This window comes from Streptomyces sp. NPDC004435 (assembly GCF_042873895.1).
Classification (GTDB): Bacteria; Actinomycetota; Actinomycetes; order Streptomycetales; family Streptomycetaceae; genus Streptomyces.
In genome coordinates this window covers 136,871-157,972 of record NZ_JBIAMB010000003.1, presented here as the reverse complement: position 1 = coordinate 157,972, position 21,102 = coordinate 136,871, and the positions used below count along the sequence as shown (strand labels likewise).

13 protein-coding genes are annotated in these 21,102 nt (G+C 73.9%); 7 read left to right on the top strand and 6 right to left on the bottom strand.

The features are described from left to right. Window positions 1–54 precede the first annotated feature (54 nt). The 4 genes from ACFYT9_RS06265 to ACFYT9_RS06250 all read right to left on the bottom strand — a co-directional run bounded on the left by ACFYT9_RS06265 (window position 55) and on the right by ACFYT9_RS06250 (window position 7,836). Complete coding sequence (locus tag ACFYT9_RS06265) at window positions 55–1,992, bottom strand: TOMM precursor leader peptide-binding protein (RefSeq protein WP_389161281.1); 1,938 nt, start codon at window positions 1,990–1,992, stop codon at window positions 55–57. Then, window positions 1,982–4,228 carry a TOMM precursor leader peptide-binding protein gene (locus tag ACFYT9_RS06260; RefSeq protein ID WP_389161279.1) on the bottom strand — a complete coding sequence of 749 codons (2,247 nt, stop codon included), beginning with the start codon at window positions 4,226–4,228 and terminating at the stop codon, window positions 1,982–1,984. Before ACFYT9_RS06260 ends, ACFYT9_RS06265 begins: the two co-directional genes overlap by 11 nt. Window positions 4,229–4,412: 184 nt before the next feature. Next, window positions 4,413–6,344 (bottom strand): BTAD domain-containing putative transcriptional regulator, encoded by a 1,932-nt coding sequence (locus ACFYT9_RS06255; RefSeq protein ID WP_389161277.1) that lies wholly within the window; start codon window positions 6,342–6,344, stop codon window positions 4,413–4,415. A gap of 565 nt (window positions 6,345–6,909) precedes the next feature. Then, a complete protein-coding gene (locus tag ACFYT9_RS06250) occupies window positions 6,910–7,836 on the bottom strand; it encodes an endonuclease/exonuclease/phosphatase family protein (protein ID WP_389161658.1) in 927 nt (308 codons plus the stop codon). A gap of 514 nt (window positions 7,837–8,350) precedes the next feature. Between ACFYT9_RS06250 and ACFYT9_RS06245 the strand changes: the two genes are divergently transcribed. Beyond that, complete coding sequence (locus tag ACFYT9_RS06245; protein ID WP_387275419.1) at window positions 8,351–9,118, top strand: NPP1 family protein; 768 nt, start codon at window positions 8,351–8,353, stop codon at window positions 9,116–9,118. A 31-nt stretch (window positions 9,119–9,149) separates the two neighbouring features. Here ACFYT9_RS06245 and ACFYT9_RS06240 read toward each other — a convergent pair whose 3' ends face one another. Then, complete coding sequence (locus tag ACFYT9_RS06240; protein ID WP_389161275.1) at window positions 9,150–10,481, bottom strand: ROK family protein; 1,332 nt, start codon at window positions 10,479–10,481, stop codon at window positions 9,150–9,152. 171 nt (window positions 10,482–10,652) lie between these two features. Here ACFYT9_RS06240 and ACFYT9_RS06235 point away from each other — a divergent pair, with 171 nt between their 5' ends. Genes ACFYT9_RS06235 through ACFYT9_RS06220 form a run of 4 tightly spaced genes read left to right on the top strand, consistent with a single transcriptional unit; the run spans window position 10,653 to window position 15,247 of the window. Then, on the top strand, window positions 10,653–11,963 hold the full coding sequence (locus ACFYT9_RS06235; RefSeq protein ID WP_389161273.1) for an ABC transporter substrate-binding protein: 1,311 nt from the start codon (window positions 10,653–10,655) through the stop codon (window positions 11,961–11,963). Between the two features lie 11 nt (window positions 11,964–11,974). Next, window positions 11,975–12,967 carry a carbohydrate ABC transporter permease gene (locus tag ACFYT9_RS06230; protein WP_387275423.1) on the top strand — a complete coding sequence of 331 codons (993 nt, stop codon included), beginning with the start codon at window positions 11,975–11,977 and terminating at the stop codon, window positions 12,965–12,967. Further along, entirely contained in the window at window positions 12,960–13,844 is an 885-nt protein-coding gene (locus ACFYT9_RS06225; RefSeq protein ID WP_389161271.1) for a carbohydrate ABC transporter permease, read from the top strand. Before ACFYT9_RS06230 ends, ACFYT9_RS06225 begins: the two co-directional genes overlap by 8 nt. A gap of 35 nt (window positions 13,845–13,879) precedes the next feature. Further along, on the top strand, window positions 13,880–15,247 hold the full coding sequence (locus ACFYT9_RS06220; protein ID WP_389161269.1) for a GH1 family beta-glucosidase: 1,368 nt from the start codon (window positions 13,880–13,882) through the stop codon (window positions 15,245–15,247). Between the two features lie 118 nt (window positions 15,248–15,365). On the opposite strand, the gene ACFYT9_RS06215 is transcribed toward ACFYT9_RS06220, so the two are convergent. Continuing rightward, entirely contained in the window at window positions 15,366–16,394 is a 1,029-nt protein-coding gene (locus ACFYT9_RS06215) for a LacI family DNA-binding transcriptional regulator (RefSeq protein WP_387275429.1), read from the bottom strand. Window positions 16,395–16,584: 190 nt separating this feature from the next. On the opposite strand from ACFYT9_RS06215, the gene ACFYT9_RS06210 reads away from it, so the two are divergent. Continuing rightward, on the top strand, window positions 16,585–18,777 hold the full coding sequence (locus ACFYT9_RS06210) for a discoidin domain-containing protein (protein WP_389161267.1): 2,193 nt from the start codon (window positions 16,585–16,587) through the stop codon (window positions 18,775–18,777). 121 nt (window positions 18,778–18,898) lie between these two features. Continuing rightward, complete coding sequence (locus tag ACFYT9_RS06205; RefSeq protein ID WP_389161265.1) at window positions 18,899–21,079, top strand: discoidin domain-containing protein; 2,181 nt, start codon at window positions 18,899–18,901, stop codon at window positions 21,077–21,079. Window positions 21,080–21,102 lie beyond the last annotated feature (23 nt).

The window sequence follows — 21,102 nt, the reverse complement described above, 5'->3', positions numbered from 1 at the left end:
GGCCCCCTTTCGGACGTTCGGATGGCGTGCGGGTCGGGCGGGCGGCGGGCCGGCTCACGGGAAGGGATGGGGGGCGGGATGGAGACCGGCGGGGCCGAGCGCGGCCCGCATCCGGGGCATGTGGCGGGCGCGCTGCCGCGCCCAGCCGAAGTCGATCGGCAGCAGGCCGGGCACCAGCACCTTGACCGTGTGCAGCCCGAGGGCCCGCTGTTCGGGCAGGGTCTGGTCGACGACGACCACGTCGAAGCCGTCCGCCGCCACCGCGTCCACGACCCTCAGCAGGTCCTCCCGCAGGTCGGCCGAGGCGGCCCGCCCCGAGGCGTTGGGCCAGGCCAGGTCCGCGACGGCGAGCGGCGGGGCCGGCGCCTCCTGCCGCAGCAGGAAGTCGGCGTGCCGGCCCATCTCCGGGATCCCGTACAGGATCGGGTGGTCGTGCAGGCTCGTGACCAGGTCGAAGTCGGCGGCCATCGCCCGCAGCCGGACCTCGTCGCGCACGGTCCTGCCGACCAGGTTGACCGCGTCGGTGGCGATCTCGCACAGCGCCGAGTCGAGCGCCGACTCCGGGTCGAGCCCGGCGCCCGCCCCGAAGCACATCCGGCCGACGCCGCCGTCGACCCGCTCGGCGCACGCGGTGACCACCGGGACCGGGAACCCGACACGGGTGTCGAAGAACCGGGCCCGGTACCCGTACATCGCCAGCCGGTCCACCATGTGCCGGGTGGAGCGCCGGGCGCTGGTCGCCGGGTCGATCTCGCGCAGCGGCCGCCGCCCGTACCAGGCCATCAGGAAGGCGTCCCGCTCCACGACCTCCATCAGGCCGAAGTAGACGGCCTCCTCCAGACTGCCCCCGGACGCGCAGCCGTTGGAGCTCTCCTGCACGAAGCGGTGCTCCAGGCCGGGGGCGTGGTAGTACGCCAGCACCTCCGGCACCGGCCGGGGCTTCCCGTCCCGCAGCGACCAGCCCCACACCCACGGGATGCGCCGGTCCGGGGCGAACGGCGTCACCCAGGGGTTGTCCTCGTAGAAGGCGGCGTCGTAGAGACCGGTCTCGCGCGGGTCCACCGCGTCCGGCCCCAGCTCGTCGAGGGAGGCGACGAGCGAGGCGGGCCGGGTGCGGGCCCGCATCCCCGCGTACCGTTCGAGCGCTTCCAGGACCCCGATGCTCCGGCTGCGGTCGTACGTGTCCGCGTGCCCGCCCCAGAACGTCTCCCGCAGATAGTCGCCGGACCGGGTCGAGAAGCAGCCGACGGTCGCGGACGTGGTGGTCGAGGCCACGTCGAAGACGACCGAAGGCCCGACCGCGCCCCAGTACGGATTGGCGAAGCCGTCCACCGGCAGCCCGTACGCCTCGACCGGCCGCACCCGGAACGCTCCGGGACGGTGCTTCGGCGCGGCCCGCAGCACCGGCTCGGCGCCCTCCGCCGTGTCCGTGACCACCCGGCCGCACACCGGGCACTCCGGGTCGGGGACGAGCGGATGGGTGCGCACGGTCAGCGCGTCCAGGTCGAGCAGCCGGACGTACGGATACGGCCCCGGCCCGGCCGGCTCCCCTTCGAGCCCGGCCACCAGCGCGGCCACGGCCGTCGCCGCGAACGGGATGCCGTACGGCCACGCGCCCGCCGCCCGGGTGTCCCCGCCCAGCTCCAGCCCCTCGCGCAGCGGCACCGACCGCACGCCCTGCCAGCGCCGCTCCAGACAGGTCGCGCAGCCGGCCGCCCCCTCGGCCGAAGGCCGCGGCCCGATCAGGATCTGACGCCCGTACAGCCGCACCGGCAGCGCCCCGGCGCGACCGGCCGCCCGGGGCGGCGCGGTGCGGGCGTCCACGCGCCCCAGCGGCGCCACGTCGAGCTCCCGCCGTGCCGCGAGTTCGGCGAGGGCGGTGCCCAGTGCCCGCGCGAAGCCCTCCGCCGCCCGGTCCTGGTGCTCGGCCGCGGCGGGTTCCGGTCTCCCGGCCGGTCCGCGGTCCGCAGGAGCGGTGGTCTCAGCCGGCATCGGCGGCCGCCCGGGTCAGCAGGACGCGGACGGTGAGGATGCCGGCCGCCGGCAGGTCGGCGGCGTGGGTGGGCACGACGAAGGCGTCCCGCCCGGCGGCGGCTAGCCGCTCCAGGACCCGCGCCCACCCCGCCGGCGCCCCGGTCCCCTCGGCCGGACCCGCCTCCGTCACCCGTACGAGCGCGGGGTCGAGGTCCCGCAGCAGCGGATCGCCCGGATCGGCCGCGATCCTCGACCCCGGCCCCTCGGCGGCCAGTTGGGCCTCGCCGAGCAGCTCCCGCACGGCGTCGACGGCGGCGCCCGGCAGATCGAGCGCGGCCCCGACCGCCCAGCGGCCCGCGCCGCCGCCGGTCCCCGCGGTCCGCGCGAGGACCACCGAGGCGCCGGAGCGGTCCCGCTCGCCCAGGTCGAGCAGCCGCACCTCCAGGTCCAGGAGCGCCGCCGAGCGCAGCAGGAACGTCAGCTCCGGGTCCTCCCCGCACGCCTCGGGCGCGAGCACGGCCACCCGGCCCCGGCCGGCGAGCGCCAGGCGCAGGGCGTCGTGCGCCAGAGCGGAAAGGAGCCCAGCCGCCGCCGCCTCCGGCAGGTCGGCGCCCGCCCCCGTCCCCGCCCGGGTCGGCTCGAAGCGGCGGTCGGCGTTGGCCGGGCCGAAGGGCCGCACGGCACCGGCCGGCAGCCGCACGGCCTCCTTCGTCAGCAGCGAGGTGCCGGCCGTCCACGTGGTCATGGCACCGGAACCGCCCGTCCCCGAGGCGATCGTGAGCGCTTCCGGCGCCACCTCGGGGAGCCCGGCCGCCGCCGGCGCGGTGGTGGGCACCACGTGCTCGGCGTAGAGCGCGGCCGCCGCGTTCAGCGCCCGCAGCCGCGCCCCGGCGGTGTGGTGCACGTCGAAGGCGGTGACCGTCCTGGCGCCTCCGGAGCCGAGGCCCAGGGTGACCGCGCCGACCTTGAGCGGCGTCTGCGTCAGCCGCTCGTCCGCGTAGCCGGTGAACACCCCGGCGTGCGGCCCGACCAGCGCCGAGCGTCGCTCCAGCTCCGCCAGCGGGCCCTGCGCCGCGTCGTCGTCCGGCGCGGTGGCGACCGTCGGCAGGAAGGCGGGCCGGGCGGGCGTCGACGTCAGGTCCACCGGCTCGGGGACGGCGGCCGGCCGCGCGCAGAACGGGCAGCGAGGGTGCGGGAGCAGCGGCTCGGCGGCCACGTCGAAGGTCGCGGTGTGCTGGACGAGCAGCTTGTCGCGGGTCTCCGCGGGCAGGACGCCGGTCGTCAGCCGGAACACCTCGTACCCGAGGAGGTTCCCCAGCATCGCGGCGAGCGGCCCGGCCGGAGCCGTCCCGGTCGTCCCGTCGCCGAGCGCGAGCCCGCTCCACAGCGCGGCCGCGTCGGCCGCCTCGCCCGCCGCGCCCAGCCGGAGCGCGGCGCAGGCCCAGCAGGTGGCGGCCTCGTCGTCCATCACCGGGCCGACCACCGCGCGGTCGCCGAAGGTCCAGGCGGGCAGCAGCGTGCGGCCGTCCGGTACGCCGGCGCGCAGCAGCTCCAGGACGGTGCCCGGTGTGCCGGGCGCGGCGGCGGCCACCACCAGGTCGTACCCCTCGTACGCGGCCCAGCCCGTGCCGTCGGCCGGGAGCACCGCCAGCTCCACCGGACAGCCCTCGGCCCCGAGGGCGGCGGCCTCGGCGTGGACGGCGGCGAAGTCCTCGGGGGTGGTGGCGCCGGTGCCGTCGGCGAGCGCGGGCTCCACTCCGACGGCGGCGCAGCCGTTGCGGAGCAGGGAGAGCACGCACCAGCGGGCCACCGGACCGTCGCCGAGGACCGCGACCCGGGTGCCGCGGTAGCGGGCGAAGCGGGCGTCGGCGTCGTCGGTGTAGTGGTCGACGTAGGCGATCTGCGGGGCGAAGCGGGCGGCAGCCGCCGGGTCGGTCGCGGGGGCGGCAGGGTCCTCGGCGGGCGCGGGGACGGGGCGGGCGAATCCGCGTGCGTAGAGCGCCTTCACCAGCTCGCCCACCATCGCCTTCTGCCGGTCGCCGAAGCCGCCGCAGATCTCCTCGACGGTGCGGGCGCCGTCGAGATGGGGGAGCAGCAGGGTGGCGAAGCGGTAGCCGGAGGCCCCGGTGAGGCGGAAGCCGCCGTCGGCGTTGTGGAAGATCACGCCGTCGGGGGTCCGGGTGTACAGGACATCGCGTCGGACGCGCGGCCGGGTTCCGGCGACGTCCGTGTACGACGGTGAGGAGCTGCTCATACGTGCGTCACACCTCTCGTGGCGGGGGCGGGGGCGGGGGCAGGGGCGGGGCGGAAGCGGCCCGGGGTGCGGGGCCGGCCGCCGAGGGGGTGGGGACGGTGCGGTGGGGGTGGGTGGGGACGGTGGGACGGAACGGCGCGCGTGGGGCGGCACCGGAAACGGGCAGGGGGCGGGTGCGGGGCCGTCAGCGCAGAGCGGCGGGCAGGGGCGGCCGCGGCGGTGCCGGAGGGGGGCCGGCGAGGGCGTCCGCGGTCCGGCGGGCGTGCGCCCGCAGCAGGGCCAGCGGGCGGAAGGCGCCCGGCAGGCCCTCCTCCAGGAACCCGGCGTCGAGAAGCCGTTCGAGGGTCAGCTCGGCCGCCTCGGCGGGCACGTCCAGGACGGCGGCGGCGCGTTCGGCGGTGAGCGGCTCGAACGGGCAGGCGGCGAGGCGCAGATGGGCCTCGGCGAGAGCGGGGGACAGCCGGCCCAGCGCCTCGTCGAGGCGCTGCGGCACGGAGGTCCGGGGGTCGTCGGAGAGGCTGAGGCGCCCCGCCGGATCGCGGGCGAGCCAGTCGGCGTAGTCCGCGAGCCGCAGCCGGGGCCGGGTCAGCAGTCGGGCGGCGGCGATCCGCAGGGCCAGCGGGTGCTGGCCGCAGGCGTCGGCGAGGCGGCGCGCGGCGGCGGGTTCGGAAGCGATCCGCTCGTGGCCGAGCGCGGTGGTGAGCAGCGCGCGGGACTCGTCGGGGGCGAGCGCGCCGAGCCGGTGCACGGTGCCGCCGTGGGTGGCGACCAGGGCGGCGAGTCCGGTGCGGCTGGTGACGAGTGCGGCGGCGCCGGCGTGGGCGGTGAGCAGCGGGCGCACCTGATCGGGGTGGACCACGTCGTCGAGGACGAGCAGGGCGGGGCCGGTGCGGGGCCCGTCGGGCAGGGTGCGGCGCAGCTCGGCGGCGGCCTCCTCGGCCGTGCGCGGGGTGCCGTCCGGGTGGGTGAGCTGGACCAGGGCGCTGCCGCCGGGGTGCCGGTCGGCGACGAGGTGGGCCACATGGAGGGCGAGGGCGCTCTTGCCGATGCCGGGGGCGCCGGAGAGGACGGCCACGGGCGCGCGGCCGCCGTCGGCCTCGCCGCGGGTCAGCAGCCGGACCAGGGCGCCGACCTCGTCCTCCCGGCCGGTGAAGCCGGGCACGGTCGGCAGCGGCGAGACGGCGGATGGCGCGGCGGAGGTGCGGGCGGAGGCGCGGGCGGTTCCGGCGGACCGCTCCGGGCGGGGCCGCGCGGTCCGGTCGGGGACGGCTCCGGCGGTCACGGTGGTGGCCCCGGTGCTGGTCCCGAGCGTGGACGCGGCGGTGGTCCCGAGCGTGGCCCCGGCCGGGAGCAGCGGTCTCGCGCCGCTGTCGTCGGGGCCGAGGTCCTCGCCGCGCAGCATGGCCAGTTCCAGTCTCCGCAGGCCGGCCCGGGGATCGACGCCGAGCCGGTCGCGGAGCTGCTCCTTGACCCGCCGGTACTCGGCGAGCGCCTCCGTCTGCCGGCCGAGCCGGTACAGCGCCGTCATGAGCTGCTCGGCGAACCGCTCGTGCGCCGGGTATACGCGCGTAACCTCCCATAGATCGACGAGTGCTTCGCGACATCGGCCGTGCTCCAGCTCGATGTCCACGACCCGCTCCAGGACCCGCAGCCGCTCCTCCGCGAGGCGCGGCACCTCGTCGCGGTGGAGCAGTTCGGAGGGCACGTTGGCGAGCAGGGGGCCCTGCCAGAGGGCGAGGGCGGCGCGGAGCTCGTACAGCTCGGAGCCGGGGTCGCCGGTGGAGGCCCGCTCGACGAGCCGGCGGAAGTGGAGCAGGTCGAGGGTCCCGGCGTCGGCGTCGATGCGGTAGCCGCCCGCCACCGCCACCACCGCCTGGTCCTCGATGCCGTACTTGGCGAAGAGGCGCCGCAGCCGCAGTACGCAGCTCTGCAGCGCGGCCTTGGCGGTGGACGGCTGGTCCTCGCCCCAGACGGCCCCGCGCAGCCGGTCGGTGGAGACGATGGAGCCGGGGCGGACCAGCAGTGCGGCGAGCAGCGCCGTCGGCTTGGACGGCGGCAGCACGACGGTGTCCCGTCCGTCGGTGATGCTCAGGGGCCCCAGCAGTTGGAATCGCACGATGTCTCCGTCTTCCCCGAGTCCGGACCCGGCCGCGGTCGTGTCGCGGGCCGGTGGTGCCTGGTCGTACGGCGGACGGATGGCGGGTTCGCCTGCCGTCCGTCTCTGCGGATCCGGCCCGGCGGTGGTCTTCCGGCCGGGCGGAGGGCTACACCCCGGCGGAGCCGGGACGCCGGAGACGAGGGGTCGGGGGCCGAGCGGGGACAGCGGGCATGCGGAACCACCGGGGGGAGTGGAGGGGCGGGCGATGCGCTGGGCGGTCGTGGCCGGGAATGGCCGGAAACGTGGGGGTCGCGACCCCGGTCGGCGGCGGGGTCAGGACGGAAGGTACAGGGAGCGCGGGGGGCGGACCAGGGGGCGTGCGCTTCAGGTCAAGCTCCCCCGTGTGCTTGACGGTTCGGCGTCCGATGTGTGTAGTCGCGTAACCGGAAGCCGGACCACCCGTGAATCGCCCAGCTCGCCGACCCGGCGTGTCCACGATCCGGACGGTCACGGGAAGGGTGTCTCACCGGTGGGGCCGCGGCCGGCGGATGCGGCCCGCGCCCGAACAATGGCCGCTTTTCGATCAACCCTTGGCCGGAGAGGCCGCGTCGAGGACGATCCGGGCCAGGACCGGGAGGTGGTCGCTGCCCGTCCCGGGGAGGGGGCGGATCCGGGCCACGGTGCCGCCCCGGGCCAGGACCTGGTCGATCCGCGCGACCGGGAGGACGGCCGGGTAGCTCAGGGCCAGACCGCGCTCGGGGGCGTCGAGGCGGGAGGTCAGCGGGGCCAGGCCGCGGTCGTCGACGGTGCCGTTCAGGTCGCCGGCCAGGACCACCCGCGGGGACTGCTCCGCCTCCAGGATCCGCCCCAGGAGGGCGGCGCTCTCGTCGCGCCGGGCCGACGCGAGGCCGGTGGGCCCGAGGCGCACGGACGGCAGGTGGACGACGTACGCCGCCACCTCCCCGTACGGCGTGCGCACCTCGGCCCGCAGCGCCCGCCGCCACGGCTCGGTGATCTCCGGCGGCTTGATGTCGAGGGCCAGGGTCTCGCCGAGCGGGTGGCGGGACCAGAGCCCGACCGTGCCGCGCACGGCGTGGTACGGGTAGCGGGCCGCGAGCTCCCGGCGGTAGACCGCGAGCGCCGGATCGACCAGCTCCTGGAGCGCGATCACGTCGGCGCCGCCGTCGGCCAGCGCCCGGGCCGTGCCGGCGGGGTCGGCGTTGTCGTCGGCGACGTTGTGCTGGAGCACGGTGAACTCGCGGGCGCCGGGCGGGGCGGCGGGCAGCAGCAGCGGGCCGAAGGCGGCGGTCCACGCCACGACCGGGACGAGCAGCGCGACCAGGGCCGTACGGCTGCGGCGCACCGCCGCGCAGAGCAGCAGGAGCGCGGTGAACGGGCCGAGCCAGAAGAGGAAGCTCTCCAGCAGACTGCCGAGGCGCCCCGGGGTGTTCGGCACGAAGCGGTGCAGCACGAGCCCCCCGGCGGCAGCCAGACCGAGGACGGCGAGCACCCGACCACGAGCACGCCCACGGTCGGGCCTCCGCCCGCGCTCCGGCGCGGGCCCGCCGTCCGGCGCGGGCCCGCCGTCCGGCTCGGGCCTGCCGTCGGGCGCGGGCCTGCCGTCCGGCGGGGTCTTGTCGTCAGGTGTGGGCCCGGCCACCGGCGTGGCCTTGCTGTCCGGCGTGGGCCCGCCGCCCGGCGAGGTCTCGTCGTCCGGCCCGCGCTCGCCGTCACGCGCGCGCCCTCCGAGCGCCCCGCGCTCGCCGTCCGGCCCGCGCCGGTTCGGCCACGGTCGTCGCATGCCCGGTTCTCCTTCCCGCCCCGCCACGTCCACCCGTCCTTCCCTCGATCGTCCTCCGATCGTCCCCCGGCGTCCCTGATCAGGACGTTCCCGGCCGGTCGGCGGTTGCCGGCCGTTTGGGAGCGACTTGGGGTGGGCATGTCAGGGCCCGGTCGTCCGTCCCGTCTGGCCCACGGCGCGACCTCCGCACCCCCACCCCCTCGACCCCCTCAGGGAGCCGGAGTTGAACACCTCGCGCCGCGTCACGAAGGGAGCCGCCGTCCTCGGCAGCGCCCTCGTGCTCCTCCTCGCGTTCCCGGGCGCCGCCCTCGCCGCCCCGCCCCCCGCGCTCCCCGCGAACGCGGACGCGCTGGAGCGGACGTACCAGCCCGCGTACGACTACGACACCGACGGCTGCCATCCGACGGCCGCGATCGGCCCCGACGGCACCCTCAACCCCGGTCTCAACCCGTCCGGCACGGTCAGCGGGCAGTGCCGGGACGCGTCGGACCTCGCGAACACCAACGGTTATGCCCGCTCGCTCTGCAACAACGGCTGGTGCGCGGTCCTCTACGGCCTCTACTTCGAGAAGGACCAGGCCGTCTGGGGCAGCGGGCTCGGCGGCCACCGGCACGACTGGGAGCACGTCGTGGTCTGGATCCAGAACGACCAGGCGCAGTACGTCGCCACGTCGAACCACGGGTCCTTCACCGTCCACGCCCGCGACCGGATCCGCTGGGACGGCACCCACCCCAAGATCGTCTACCACAAGGACGGCATCGGCACCCACTGCTTCCGGGCCGCCAACACCAACGACGAGCCGCCCGAGAACCACAGGGGCACCTGGCAGTTCCCCGCCCTCGTCGGCTGGAACGGCTACCCGCCCGGAATCCGCGAGAAGCTGAGCCAGGCCGACTTCGGCAGCGCCCACTTCGGTCTGAAGGACGGCAGCTTCGCTGCCCACCTCGCGAAGGCGAAGCCGGCCGGCATCCCCTTCGACCCGTACGCGTAGCCCGCGCGGGACGTAGCCCGCGCGGGACCGGTCAGGTGGAGACGCGGTCCCGCAGCGCCGTCTGCCAGGCGGGCGCCGGAACGCTCGGCGCCCGCTCGGGCCTGCGCCCGCCCTGGGCGAAGAAGTCCACCAGGGGCAGCAGACCGGCTCCCACCGTCACCGCCTCGGGCCCGAGCGTGCCGAGCGCGATCTGGGTGCGGCCGCCGGGGTGGCGGAGCGCGTACGCGCGGGCGTACGCCGCCACGGAACCGAGGAACCGGCTCCCCAGCTGAAGCCCCGCCCATCCGCCGACCAGGATCCGCTCCGGCTGGAACAGGTTGATCAGATCGGCCAGTCCGGCCCCGAGGTACTCGGCCGTCTCGTCCAGCACGGCGACCGCCGCCATGTCGGGCCCCGGTGCGCCGCCCAGAGGATCCGATCCCGGCTCGTCCGGCGGGTACGCCGCGGCCAGCATCGCCGTCAGGGCCGTCTCCTCGTCCGCGCCGGCCGGCGGCTCGCCGCCCGCGTCGCGCCAGCGGGCGAGCAGGGCCTCCGCGCCCGCGTACGCCTCCAGACAGCCCTGGGCGCCGCAGCGGCAGCGCCGCCCCCGGACCCGTACGGTCAGATGACCCCACTCCAGCGCCCGCCCGGGGCCCAGCGGGTCCGTCACCACGCACGCGCCGACACCGGAACCGAAGAGGACGACCACGGCGCTGCGGGCGCCGCGCCCCGCGCCGAACCACATCTCGGCCTGTCCCAGGGTCTTGGCGCCGTTCTCGATCCGGTACGGGACCTCCGCCGGCAGCTCGACCGTCTCGCGCAGCAGCCGCTCCAGCGGCACCGCGTCCCAGCCGATCGTCTGCCCGTGCACCACCGCCCCGTCCTCCGGCGTCCGCTCGACGATGCCGGGGACGCCGATCCCGACACCGAGCAGCCGCTCCGCCGGCACCCCGGCCGTGCGCAGCACCTCCGCGATGCCGTCCCGGAGGTGCTCGACGACGACCGCCACCTCGTACCGCGCGGTCCTCGGTCCCGACGGCGCCAGCGGGCGCTCGGTGCGGGCCAGCTCGGTGAGGGCGAGGTCGAACAGCTCGATCCGCACCCGCGTCTCGCCGACGTCCACGCCGATCATGCAGCCGCTGCCCGGTGCGATCCGCAGCAGGGTGCGCGGCCGGCCGCCGGCCGAGTCGACGCTGCCGGCCTCCTCGACGAGCCCTTCGGCGACCAGCTCCGCGACCACGTTGCTGATCGATCCCGAGGAGAGCCCGGTCGCGGGACCGAGCGCGAGCCGGCTCATCGGGCCGTCGAAATAGAGCCTCCGGAGAACCGCCGTCCGGTTCTCGCGCCGCAGGTCGCGCACCGTGCGGCCACTCTTCGCGTGCACTCTCGTCCCCGCCCCTCGTAGTCGTCCGCTGCAACATACCCGCACGACAAGCCTTGACGCGACCTTCTCATGGGGTTTAACTCACATCCTAAATTAAGCCGATGCGGCGGAGAGCGGTCCGGGCGCTCCCCCTGTCGGTCCTCCCGCCTTCCCTGAAAGGGACCAGGAGCCATGCGCAGAATCAGAGCCGCCGTCACGGGTGCCGTCACCCTCTCCCTCGTCCTCACCGCGACCGCCTGTGGCGGGGGCGGAGAGGACGGCGGCGGCCAGGCGACGAAGACCCTCACCTACTGGGCCACCAACCAGGGCTCCAGCCTGGAGGTCGACAAGAAGGTCCTCCAGCCCGAACTGGACGAGTTCGAGCGCCGCACCGGCGTCAAGGTCAAGCTGGAGGTGATCCCGTGGTCCGACCTGCTCAACCGGATCCTCACCGCCACCACCTCCGGCCAGGGCCCGGACGTCCTCAACATCGGCAACACCTGGAGCGCCTCCCTCCAGGCCACCGGCGCCCTGCTGCCCTGGGACGCGAAGAACTTCGAGGCCATCGGCGGCAAGGACCGCTTCGTCGACTCCGCCCTCGGCTCCACCGGCGCCCCCGGCCAGGACCCGGCCGCCGTCCCGCTCTACTCGATGGCCTACGCCCTCTACTACAACAAGCAGATGTTCAAGGACGCCGGCATAGCCAAGCCGCCGACGACCTGGGACGAGGTGGTCGCCGCCGGCAAGAAGCTCAGCAAGGACGGCAAGTGGGGCATCGGGGTCGAGGGCTCCAACCTCTCCAACAACATCCACCAGGTGTTCGTCCTCGGCAAGCAGCACGGCGCCGACTTCTTCACCGCAGACGGCAAGCCCGACTTCACCTCCGACGGCGCCGTCGCCGCCGTGAAGCAGTACATCGACCTCATGGCCACCCACAAGGTCGTCGCCCCGGGCAACGCCGAGTACGCCCAGAACCAGTCCCTGAGCGACTTCGCCAAGGACAAGACCGGCATGGTCCTCTGGCAGACCCCGTCGCAGACCTTCGCCTCCCAGGGCATGTCCGAGGCGGAGTGGGGCGTCGTCCCCGCCCCCGTCCCCTCGGGCAAGCCGGGCACCGGCACCGCCACCAACTCGATGGTCGCCGGCATCAACATGGCCGTCTTCAAGAACACCAAGAACCTCGACGGCGCACTGAAGTTCGTGAAGTTCATGACCAGCGACGAGGAGCAGATCGCCCTCAACAAGACGTACGGCTCCGTGCCGCCGGTCAAGACCGCACAGAAGGACGCGGCCTTCTCCGGCCCGTCCCTCGCCGTCATCCGCGACACCCTCGCCTCCAGCGCCGCCGCCCTCCCGCAGGTCCCGGAGGAGTCGCAGTTCGAGACCGTCGTCGGCACCGCGGTCAAGGAACTGTTCGCCGACGCGGCCGCCGGCCGGCCCGTCACCACCGAGTCCGTCAAGGCCAAGCTCGACAAGGCCCAGCAGCAGATGCCCAAGAAGTAGGCACCCGCCCCATGACCCAGACCGCCGTCACCCCCGCGCGGGAGCCGGCGGTGCGCAAGGCCACACCCGGAGGGGCGCGCACCGCACGCCGCTCCGGGCGTCGCCGTCTCGCACTGCCCTATCTGCTGCTCCTGCCCGCCCTGCTCCTCGAACTCCTCGTCCACCTCGTACCGATGCTCATGGGCATCGGCATGAGCTTCAAGGAGCTCACCCAGTTCTACATCCGCGACTGGGCCGCAGCCCCCTGGTCGGGACTGGACAACTTCTCGGTCTCGCTCGACTTCGACGCGGCCGTCGGGAAGTCGCTCCTGAAGTCCTTCCTGACCACCTGCCAGTTCACCGTGCTCTCCGTCGGCCTGTGCTGGCTCCTCGGCACGGCCGCCGCGGTCCTCCTCCAGGAGAAGTTCCGCGGCCGGGGCGTCCTGCGCACCCTCTTCCTCGTCCCGTACGCTCTGCCGGTCTACGCCGCCGTCATCACCTGGGCGTTCATGTTCCAGCGCGACAACGGCGTCATCAACCACGTCCTCCACGACCAGCTCGGCATCGGCGACAGCCCCGCCTTCTGGCTCATCGGGGACAACAGCTTCTGGGCCCTGCTCGTCGTCTCCGTCTGGAAGGGCTGGCCCTTCGCCTTCCTCACCGTGATGGCCGGCCTCCAGAACATCCCCCGCGAGATGTACGAGGCCGCCTCCCTCGACGGGGCCGGCGTCTGGAAGCAGATCCGGCACATCACCCTGCCGTCCCTGCGCTCCGTCAACCAGGTCCTCGTCCTGGTCCTCTTCCTGTGGACCTTCAACGACTTCAACACGCCGTTCGTCCTCTTCGGCGAGGCGGCGCCGGAAGCCGCGGACCTCATCTCGCTCCACATCTACCAGTCGTCCTTCCAGACGTGGAACTTCGGCACCGGCTCGGCCATGTCCGTGCTCCTGCTGCTCTTCCTCCTCGTCGTCACGGGCGTCTACCTCCTGCTCACCACCCGCGGAAGGAAGACCTCCGATGTCTGACGCCGCCCACGCCCGCACGGCCCGGCCGCGCTCCCCGATGGCCCCGCCCCGCTCCTTCCTCTGGACCCGGCGGATCGTCCTCACCCTCCTCACCGTCTTCGTGCTGCTGCCGGTGTACGTGATGATCTCCAGCTCCCTGAAGCCGCTGGAGGACGTGTCGGGCAAGTTCGAGTGGATCCCGTCCACGCTCACCGTGGCTCCCTACTTCGACATCTGGGAGACGGTCCCGCTCGCCGACTACTTCGTGAACTCGATCGTCGTCGCGGGCGGAGCCACGGTCCTGTCGGTGATCGTCGCGATCTTCGCCGCGTACGCCGTCAGCCGCTACACCTTCCGCGGCAAGCGGGTCTTCACCGTCACCGTCCTGTCGACGCAGATGTTCCCCGGCATCCTCTTCCTGCTGCCGCTCTTCCTCATCTACGTCAACCTCGGCAACGCCACCGGCATCGCCCTGTTCGGCTCCCGCGAGGGCCTGATCCTCACGTATCTGACCTTCTCGCTGCCGTTCTCCATCTGGATGCTCACCGGCTACTTCGACTCGATCCCGCGCGAGCTGGACGAGGCGGCCAAGGTCGACGGCTGCGGCCCGATCAAGGCGCTGTTCCGGGTGATCGTGCCGGCCGCCCGGCCCGGCATCGTCGCCGTCGCGATCTACGCCTTCATGACGGCCTGGGGCGAGGTCCTCTTCGCCTCCGTCATGACCAACGACACCACCCGCACGCTCGCCGTCGGCCTCCAGGGCTACGCCACCCTCAACGACGTCTACTGGAACCAGGTGATGGCCGCCTCCCTCGTGGTGAGCGTCCCCGTCGTCGTCGGGTTCCTCCTCCTCCAGCGCTACCTCGTCGCCGGCCTCACCGCGGGTGCGGTCAAGTGACGTCCTCCCAGCCCCGTTCCGCAGAAAGGGACCCCGTGTCCGACCACACCGCCCCGCAGCCCGACCTGGCGGCCTTCCCGTCCTCCTTCGCCTGGGGCACGGCGACCTCCGCCTACCAGATCGAGGGCGCCGTGGCCGAGGACGGCCGCGCCCCGTCCATCTGGGACACCTTCTCCCGCGTCCCCGGCGCGATCGACAACGGCGACAACGGCGACACGGCCTGCGACCACTACCACCGCTGGCCCGAGGACATCGCCCTGATGAAGGAGCTCGGCGTCGACACCTACCGGATGTCGATAGCCTGGCCCCGCGTCCTCCCGGGCGGCGACGGACCCGTCAACGCCGCCGGACTCGACTTCTACGACCGGCTGGTCGACGGCCTCCTCGACGCCGGGATCACCCCCTCCGTCACCCTCTACCACTGGGACCTGCCGCAGGCCCTCCAGGACCGGGGCGGCTGGACCTCCCGCGAGACCGCCGAGCACCTCGCCGCGTACGCCTCCGTCGTCGCCGGCCGCCTCGGCGACCGCGTCACCCACTGGGCCACCCTCAACGAACCGCTCTGCTCCGCCTGGATCGGGCACCTGGAGGGCCGGATGGCTCCGGGCCTCACCGACCTGACGGCCGCCGTCCGCGCCTCGTACCACCTGCTCCTCGGCCACGGCCTCGCCACCGCCGCGGTCCGCGCCGCCGCCCCCGGCGCCCGGATCGGCCTCGTCACCAACCACTCGACCGTCGAGCCGGCCTCCAGCAGCCCCGAGGACCTCGCGGCCGCCCGCCGCATGGACGGCCACAGCAACCGCTGGTGGCTCGACCCGGTCTACGGCCGCGGTTTCCCCGCCGACATGCGCGAGCTGTACGGGGTCGACCTCCCCGAGAAGCCGGGCGACCTGGAGACCATCGCCGCCCCGCTCGACTGGCACGGCCTCAACTACTACTTCCCGGTCACCGTCGCCGACGACCCCGAGGGCCCCGTCCCGTACGCCCGCGAGGTCCGCCTCCCGGACGTGCCCCGCACCGGCATGGACTGGCAGATCGAGGCGGCGGGCCTGGAGAGCCTGCTGCTGCGGCTCACCGAGGAGTACGGCGTCCGCGAGCTGTACGTCACCGAGAACGGCTCCGCCTTCCCCGACACCGTCGCCCCCGACGGCTCCGTCCACGACCCCGACCGCACCCGCTACCTGGAGCAGCACCTCGCCGCCTGCGCGAGCGCCGTACGCAAGGGCGCCCCGCTCGCCGGCTACTACGCCTGGTCGCTCCTGGACAACTTCGAGTGGGCCTACGGCTACGACAAGCGCTTCGGCCTCGTCCACGTCGACTACGCCACCCAGAAGCGCACCGTGAAGACCACCGGCCGCCGCTACGCCGAGCTCATCCGGGCCCACCGGGAGCTGCACGGCTGATCCGCCGCACCCCGGACCGCGCGGAAGGCCGCCCCGGCCGTCGAGAGGGGGCGGCCCTCCGCGCCCGTGGGGCCCGACCCGCGGGGGCCCGCGCGGGGCCCGCCGGGAGCCGCCCGGCTCAGGCGGACTCCCGGACGACCAGAACCGGTTCGAAGACCTTCGAACCGGTCTCCGGCGTGTCCGCGTCCCGGGCCCCCAGCCGGTCCAGGAGCAGGCCGGTCGCGGCCGCCGCCATGGCCTCGACCGGCTGCCGCACGGTGGTCAGCGCGGGCTCGACCTCCCGGGCGGTGGCCGCGTCGTCGAAACCGATCACCGCGACCCGCCCCGGCACGTCGAGTCCCCGCTCCGCGAGGTGGCGGACGGCGCCGCGGGCCATCACGTCGTTGGCGGCGAAGACCGCGTCGATGTCGGGGTGCCGGTCGAGCAGCCGGGCCATCGCGTCCCGGCCGCTCTCCTCGGTGAACCGGCCCCGCTCGACCGGCACGTCGACGACCCCGCGCGCGGCGAGGGCGGCCGTGAAGCCGGAGAGCCGCTCCCGCGCGGTCGGCGCCGACGCCGGTGCGGCGATCGTCGCGGGGCGCCGCCGCCCGGTCGCCCACAGGTGTTCGGCCGCGAGCCGGGCGCCCGCGGTGTTGTCCAGGTCCACCCAGTCGCAGCGGACCCCCTGCGGAGGGCGCCCGAAGAGCGCCGTCGGCAGCCCGGCCGAGGCGAGCATGCCGGGCAGCGGGTCGTCCTCGTCGAGCGGCACGACGACCGCCCCGTCGCCGCCGCCGCGCCGCAGGTACTCGACGAGCTGGAGGCGGGCCGGCTCGGACTCGGCGACGAGCAGGACCGGCTGCACCGCGCGCTCGCGCAGCACCGGCAGGACGCCGTCGACCACCCGCCCGAAGAAGGGGTCGGAGAAGAGCCGGGCGGTGAAGGAGCCGCCGGTCGCGGACAGGACCAGGGCGACCGCGCCGGTGCGCCGGGTGACCAGCGAGCGGGCCGCCTGGTTGGGTGCGTAACCCGTCCTGGCGACCGCTGCGCGGACGGCCTCCTGGATGTCCGGAGCCACGTTCCGCACACCGTTGACCACGCGGGACACCGTCGCGCGTGACACCCCCGCCTCACGTGCGACGTCCTCAAGGGTCGGGCCTCGATTCCCCATCCACGCACTTTATCGGTGCGGGGTGTCCGGAGGGTGGGCAGTACGCGGCGGAACCGCCCCCTCTGCGATCGATGCTTAATGCAAGTCAAAAGAAAAGTCGTGTCACATGGCTTGACCGTCCACTCCGGCCCCGTGCAAGGTTTCGGAGAGCGCTCTCCCATGTGTCCGTCACGTATCACCGAGGAGATCCATGTCCTCCGTAGGGTCCCCGCCGCCCCGCCGGCGCCCCGCATCCCCACTCCGCCGCTCCATGGTCGGCGCCCTGGTCGCCTCCCTGGCCGGCACGCTGCTCGCGGTCGTCCCCACCACCTCGGCCCAGGCCGCCGAGACCCTGCTCTCCCAGGGGAAGACGGCCACCGCCTCCACCGTCGAGGGAGCCGTCTTCCCCGCCTCCGCCGCCGTCGACGGCGACCTCGGCACCCGCTGGGCCAGCCAGTGGCAGGACGCCCAGTGGCTCCAGGTCGACCTCGGCGCCAGCCGGCAGCTCAGCAGGGCCGTCCTCACCTGGGAGGCGGCCTACGGCAAGAACTACGAGATCCAGGCCTCGGACAACGGCACCGACTGGCGCACCGTCACCGCGGTCTCCGCGGGCGACGGCGGCACCGACGAGGTCACCCTCTCCGGCTCCGGACGCTACGTCCGCATGAACGGCCTCACCCGGGCCACCGGATACGGCTACTCCCTCTGGGAGTTCCAGGTGTACGGCACCACCGACACCACCGGCCCGACGCTGCCCGGCGGCGGCGACCTCGGCCCCAACGTGCACGTCTTCGACCCGTCCACGCCCGGCATCCAGGCCAAGCTGGACCAGGTCTTCCAGGAGCAGGAGTCGGCGCAGTTCGGCAGCGGCCGGCACGCCTTCCTCTTCAAGCCCGGCACGTACAACAACCTCAACGCCCAGATCGGCTTCTACACCCAGATAGCCGGCCTCGGTCTGCGCCCCGGCGACACCACCATCAACGGCGACGTCACCGTCGACGCCGGCTGGTTCAACGGCAACGCCACCCAGAACTTCTGGCGCGGCGCCGAGGGCCTGACCCTCAACCCGGTGAACGGCACCAACCGCTGGGCCGTCTCACAGGCGTCCGCCTTCCGCCGCATGCACGTCAAGGGCGGCCTCAACCTCGCGCCGAACGGCTACGGCTGGGCGAGCGGCGGCTACATCGCCGACTCGAAGATCGACGGCCAGGTCGGGAACTACTCCCAGCAGCAGTGGTACACCCGCGAGAGCTCCATCGGCGGCTGGTCCAACAGCGTCTGGAACCAGACCTTCTCGGGCGTCGAGGGCGCTCCGGCCACCTCCTTCCCCGAGCCCCGCTACACCACGCTCGACACCACGCCGATCTCCCGCGAGAAGCCCTACCTGTACCTCGACGGCAACGAGTACAAGGTCTTCGCCCCCGCCAAGCGCGTCAACGCCCGCGGCACCAGCTGGGCCAACGGCACGCCGCAGGGCGAGTCGATCCCGCTGAACCAGTTCTACGTGGTCAAGCCGGGCGCGACCGCCGCCACGATCAACGCGGCACTCGCCCAGGGCCTGCACCTGCTGTTCACGCCGGGCGTCTACCACGTCGACCAGACCATCAACGTGAACCGCGCCAACACCATCGTGCTCGGCCTCGGCCTCGCCACGATCATCCCGGACAACGGCGTCACCGCGATGAAGGTCGCCGACGTCGACGGCGTCCGCCTCGCCGGCTTCCTGATCGACGCCGGCCCGGTGAACTCCCCGACCCTGCTGGAGCTCGGCCCGCAGAACTCCTCCGCGGACCACTCCGCCAACCCCACCACCGTGCAGGACGTCTACATCCGCATCGGCGGCGCCCACGTGGGCAAGGCCACCACCAGCATGGTCGTGAACAGCGACGACGCGATCATCGACCACACCTGGGTCTGGCGCGCCGACCACGGCGAGGGCTGGGGCTGGGAGACCAACCGGGCCGACTACGGTGTCCGCGTCAACGGCGACGACGTGCTCGCCACCGGTCTGTTCGTCGAGCACTTCAACAAGTACGACGTCGAGTGGTACGGCGAGCGGGGCCGCACGATCTTCTACCAGAACGAGAAGGCGTACGACGCCCCCAACCAGGCCGCCATCCAGAACGGTGCCACGAAGGGGTACGCCGCCTACCGGGTCGACGACTCCGTGAACACCCACGAGGCATGGGGCCTCGGCAGCTACTGCAACTACAACGTGGATCCGACGATCGTCCAGGACCACGGCTTCAAGGCGCCCGTCAAGCCGGGAGTGAAGTTCCACAGCCTCCTGGTGGTCTCCCTCGGCGGAATGGGCCACTACAACCACGTCATCAACGACACCGGGGCGTCCACCATCCCCGCCGGCACCTCCACCGTGCCGTCCACCGTCGTCAGCTTCCCGTGACGACGGGCCGGGGCGCCCCGCGCCCCGGCCACCGACCCCTTCCGGGCGGCAACCCGTCCCGCTGTGCCGCCCGGAAGGGCACCACCTCCCCCTTCCTCCCCGCGTCCGTCCTGGAGCCGCCATGACCGCGCACCACCTCCCCACGCCCAGCCGCACCCGCACGCGCACCCGCACCACCGCCTCGCTCGTCTCCCTCGGCGCCCTGCTCGCCACCTCCCTGACGGCCCTCGCCGCCACCCCCGCCTCCGCCGCCGAGACCCTGCTCTCCCAGGGCAGGACGGCCACCGCCTCCTCGGCCGAGGGCGACGGCTTCCCCGCCTCCGCCGCCGTCGACGGCGAACCCGGCACCCGCTGGGCCAGCCAGTGGAGCGACGGCCAGTGGATCCAGGTCGACCTCGGCCGCACCGCCTCCGTCAGCCGGATCGTGCTGACCTGGGAGGCCGCCCACGCCACCGCGTACGACATCCAGCTCTCCGACAACGGCACCGACTGGCGTACGGCGAAGACCGTCACCGGCGCCGACGGCGGCACCGACGAGATCGCCGTCACGGGCACCGGCCGGTACGTCCGCGTCCAGGGCGTCACCCGCTCCGGCGGATACGGCCTCTCCCTCTGGGAGTTCAAGGTGTACGGCGAGGAGGGCGGCACCCCGCCCCAGGGCGGCGGCGCCGTCCGCGTCACCGGGAGCCAGGGCAACTGGCAGCTCACCGTCGGCGGACAGCCCTACACCGTCAAGGGCGTCACCTGGGGTCCGGCCGTCGCCGACGCCGGCCGGTACATGCCCGACGTGAAGTCCCTCGGCGCCAACACCATCCGCACCTGGGGCACCGACGGCTCCACCAAGCCGCTCCTCGACGCGGCCGCCGCCCAGGGCATCCGGGTCATGAACGGCTTCTGGCTCCAGCCCGGAGGCGGCCCCGGCTCCGGCGGCTGCGCGAACTACGTCACCGACACGACGTACAAGACGAACATGCTGAACGAGTTCGCCAGGTGGGTCGAGGAGTACAAGTCCCACCCCGCCACCCTGATGTGGAACGTCGGCAACGAGTCCGTCCTCGGCCTCCAGAACTGCTACTCGGGCGCCGAACTCGAAGCCCAGCGCAACGCCTACACGACCTTCGTCAACGATGTCGCCAAGAAGATCCACTCCATCGACCCTGACCACCCGGTGACCTCCACGGACGCCTGGACCGGCGCCTGGCCCTACTACAAGCGCAACGCCCCCGACCTCGACCTGTACTCGATGAACGCCTACGGCGACATGTGCGGGGTCCGCGAGGACTGGGAGCAGGGCGGCTACACCAAGCCGTACCTCATCACCGAGACCGGCCCGGCGGGGGAGTGGGAGACCCCGAAGGACGCCAACGGCGTCGCCGAGGAGCCCACCGACGTGCAGAAGGCCGAGGGCTACACCCGCGCCTGGAACTGCGTCACCGGCCACCAGGGCGTCGCGCTCGGCGCCACCGTCTTCCACTACGGCACCGAGCACGACTTCGGCGGCGTCTGGTTCAACCTGCTGCCCGACGGCCTCAAGCGCCTCTCCTACTACGCCCTGAAGAAGGCGTACACGGGCAGCACCGCGGGCGACAACACGCCGCCCGTCATCACGAACATGTCCGTCACCCCGTCCGGATCCGCCCCGGCCGGCGGCGAGTTCACGGTCCGCGCCGACGTCCGCGACCCCGACGGAGACCCCGTCACCACCAAGGTCTTCCTCAGCGGCAACTACGCCAACGGCGACAAGCGGCTCCTGGAGACCCCGCACCGGCGCAACGCCGACGGCTCCCTGACCGTCACCGCGCCCGAGAAGCTCGGCGTCTGGAAGGTGTACGTCCAGGCCGAGGACGGCCGCGGCAACGCCGGCATCGAGACCAAGTCCGTCAAGGTCGTCGCCCCGCCGGTCTCCGGCACCAACCTCGCCCAGGGCCGCCCCACCACCGCCTCCTCCTTCCAGGCGTCCTACGGCGACTGCCCCTGCCCGGCCGGCAACGCCACCGACGGCAACCCGAACACCCGCTGGGCCAGCGACTGGGCCGACCCCCAGTGGATCCAGGTCGACCTCGGCTCGGTCCGCTCCTTCTCCCGCCTCCAGCTCGTCTGGGACCCGGCCTTCGCCCGCGCCTACGAGGTCCAGGTCTCCGACGACGGCCAGAACTGGCGCACGATCCACACCCAGACCGCCGGCAACGGCGACATCGACACCATCGAGTCCGGGGCCACCGCCCGGCACGTGCGGGTGCACATGACCGCGCGCGGCACCGGCTGGGGCTACTCGCTCCACGAGTTCGGCGTCTTCGGCTGACCGGCCCGCACCACCCCTCCCAC

Bases quoted from the DNA above. Each gene is read 5' to 3' on its own strand.
- ACFYT9_RS06265 (WP_389161281.1), bottom strand. From the start codon at position 1,992: ATGCCGGCTGAGACCACCGCTCCTGCGGACCGCGGACCGGCCGGGAGA.
- ACFYT9_RS06260 (WP_389161279.1), bottom strand. From the start codon at position 4,228: ATGAGCAGCTCCTCACCGTCGTACACGGACGTCGCCGGAACCCGGCCG.
- ACFYT9_RS06235 (WP_389161273.1), top strand. From the start codon at position 10,653: ATGCGCAGAATCAGAGCCGCCGTCACGGGTGCCGTCACCCTCTCCCTC.
- ACFYT9_RS06230 (WP_387275423.1), top strand. From the start codon at position 11,975: ATGACCCAGACCGCCGTCACCCCCGCGCGGGAGCCGGCGGTGCGCAAG.
- ACFYT9_RS06225 (WP_389161271.1), top strand. From the start codon at position 12,960: ATGTCTGACGCCGCCCACGCCCGCACGGCCCGGCCGCGCTCCCCGATG.
- ACFYT9_RS06215 (WP_387275429.1), bottom strand. From the start codon at position 16,394: ATGGGGAATCGAGGCCCGACCCTTGAGGACGTCGCACGTGAGGCGGGG.
- ACFYT9_RS06210 (WP_389161267.1), top strand. From the start codon at position 16,585: ATGTCCTCCGTAGGGTCCCCGCCGCCCCGCCGGCGCCCCGCATCCCCA.
- ACFYT9_RS06205 (WP_389161265.1), top strand. From the start codon at position 18,899: ATGACCGCGCACCACCTCCCCACGCCCAGCCGCACCCGCACGCGCACC.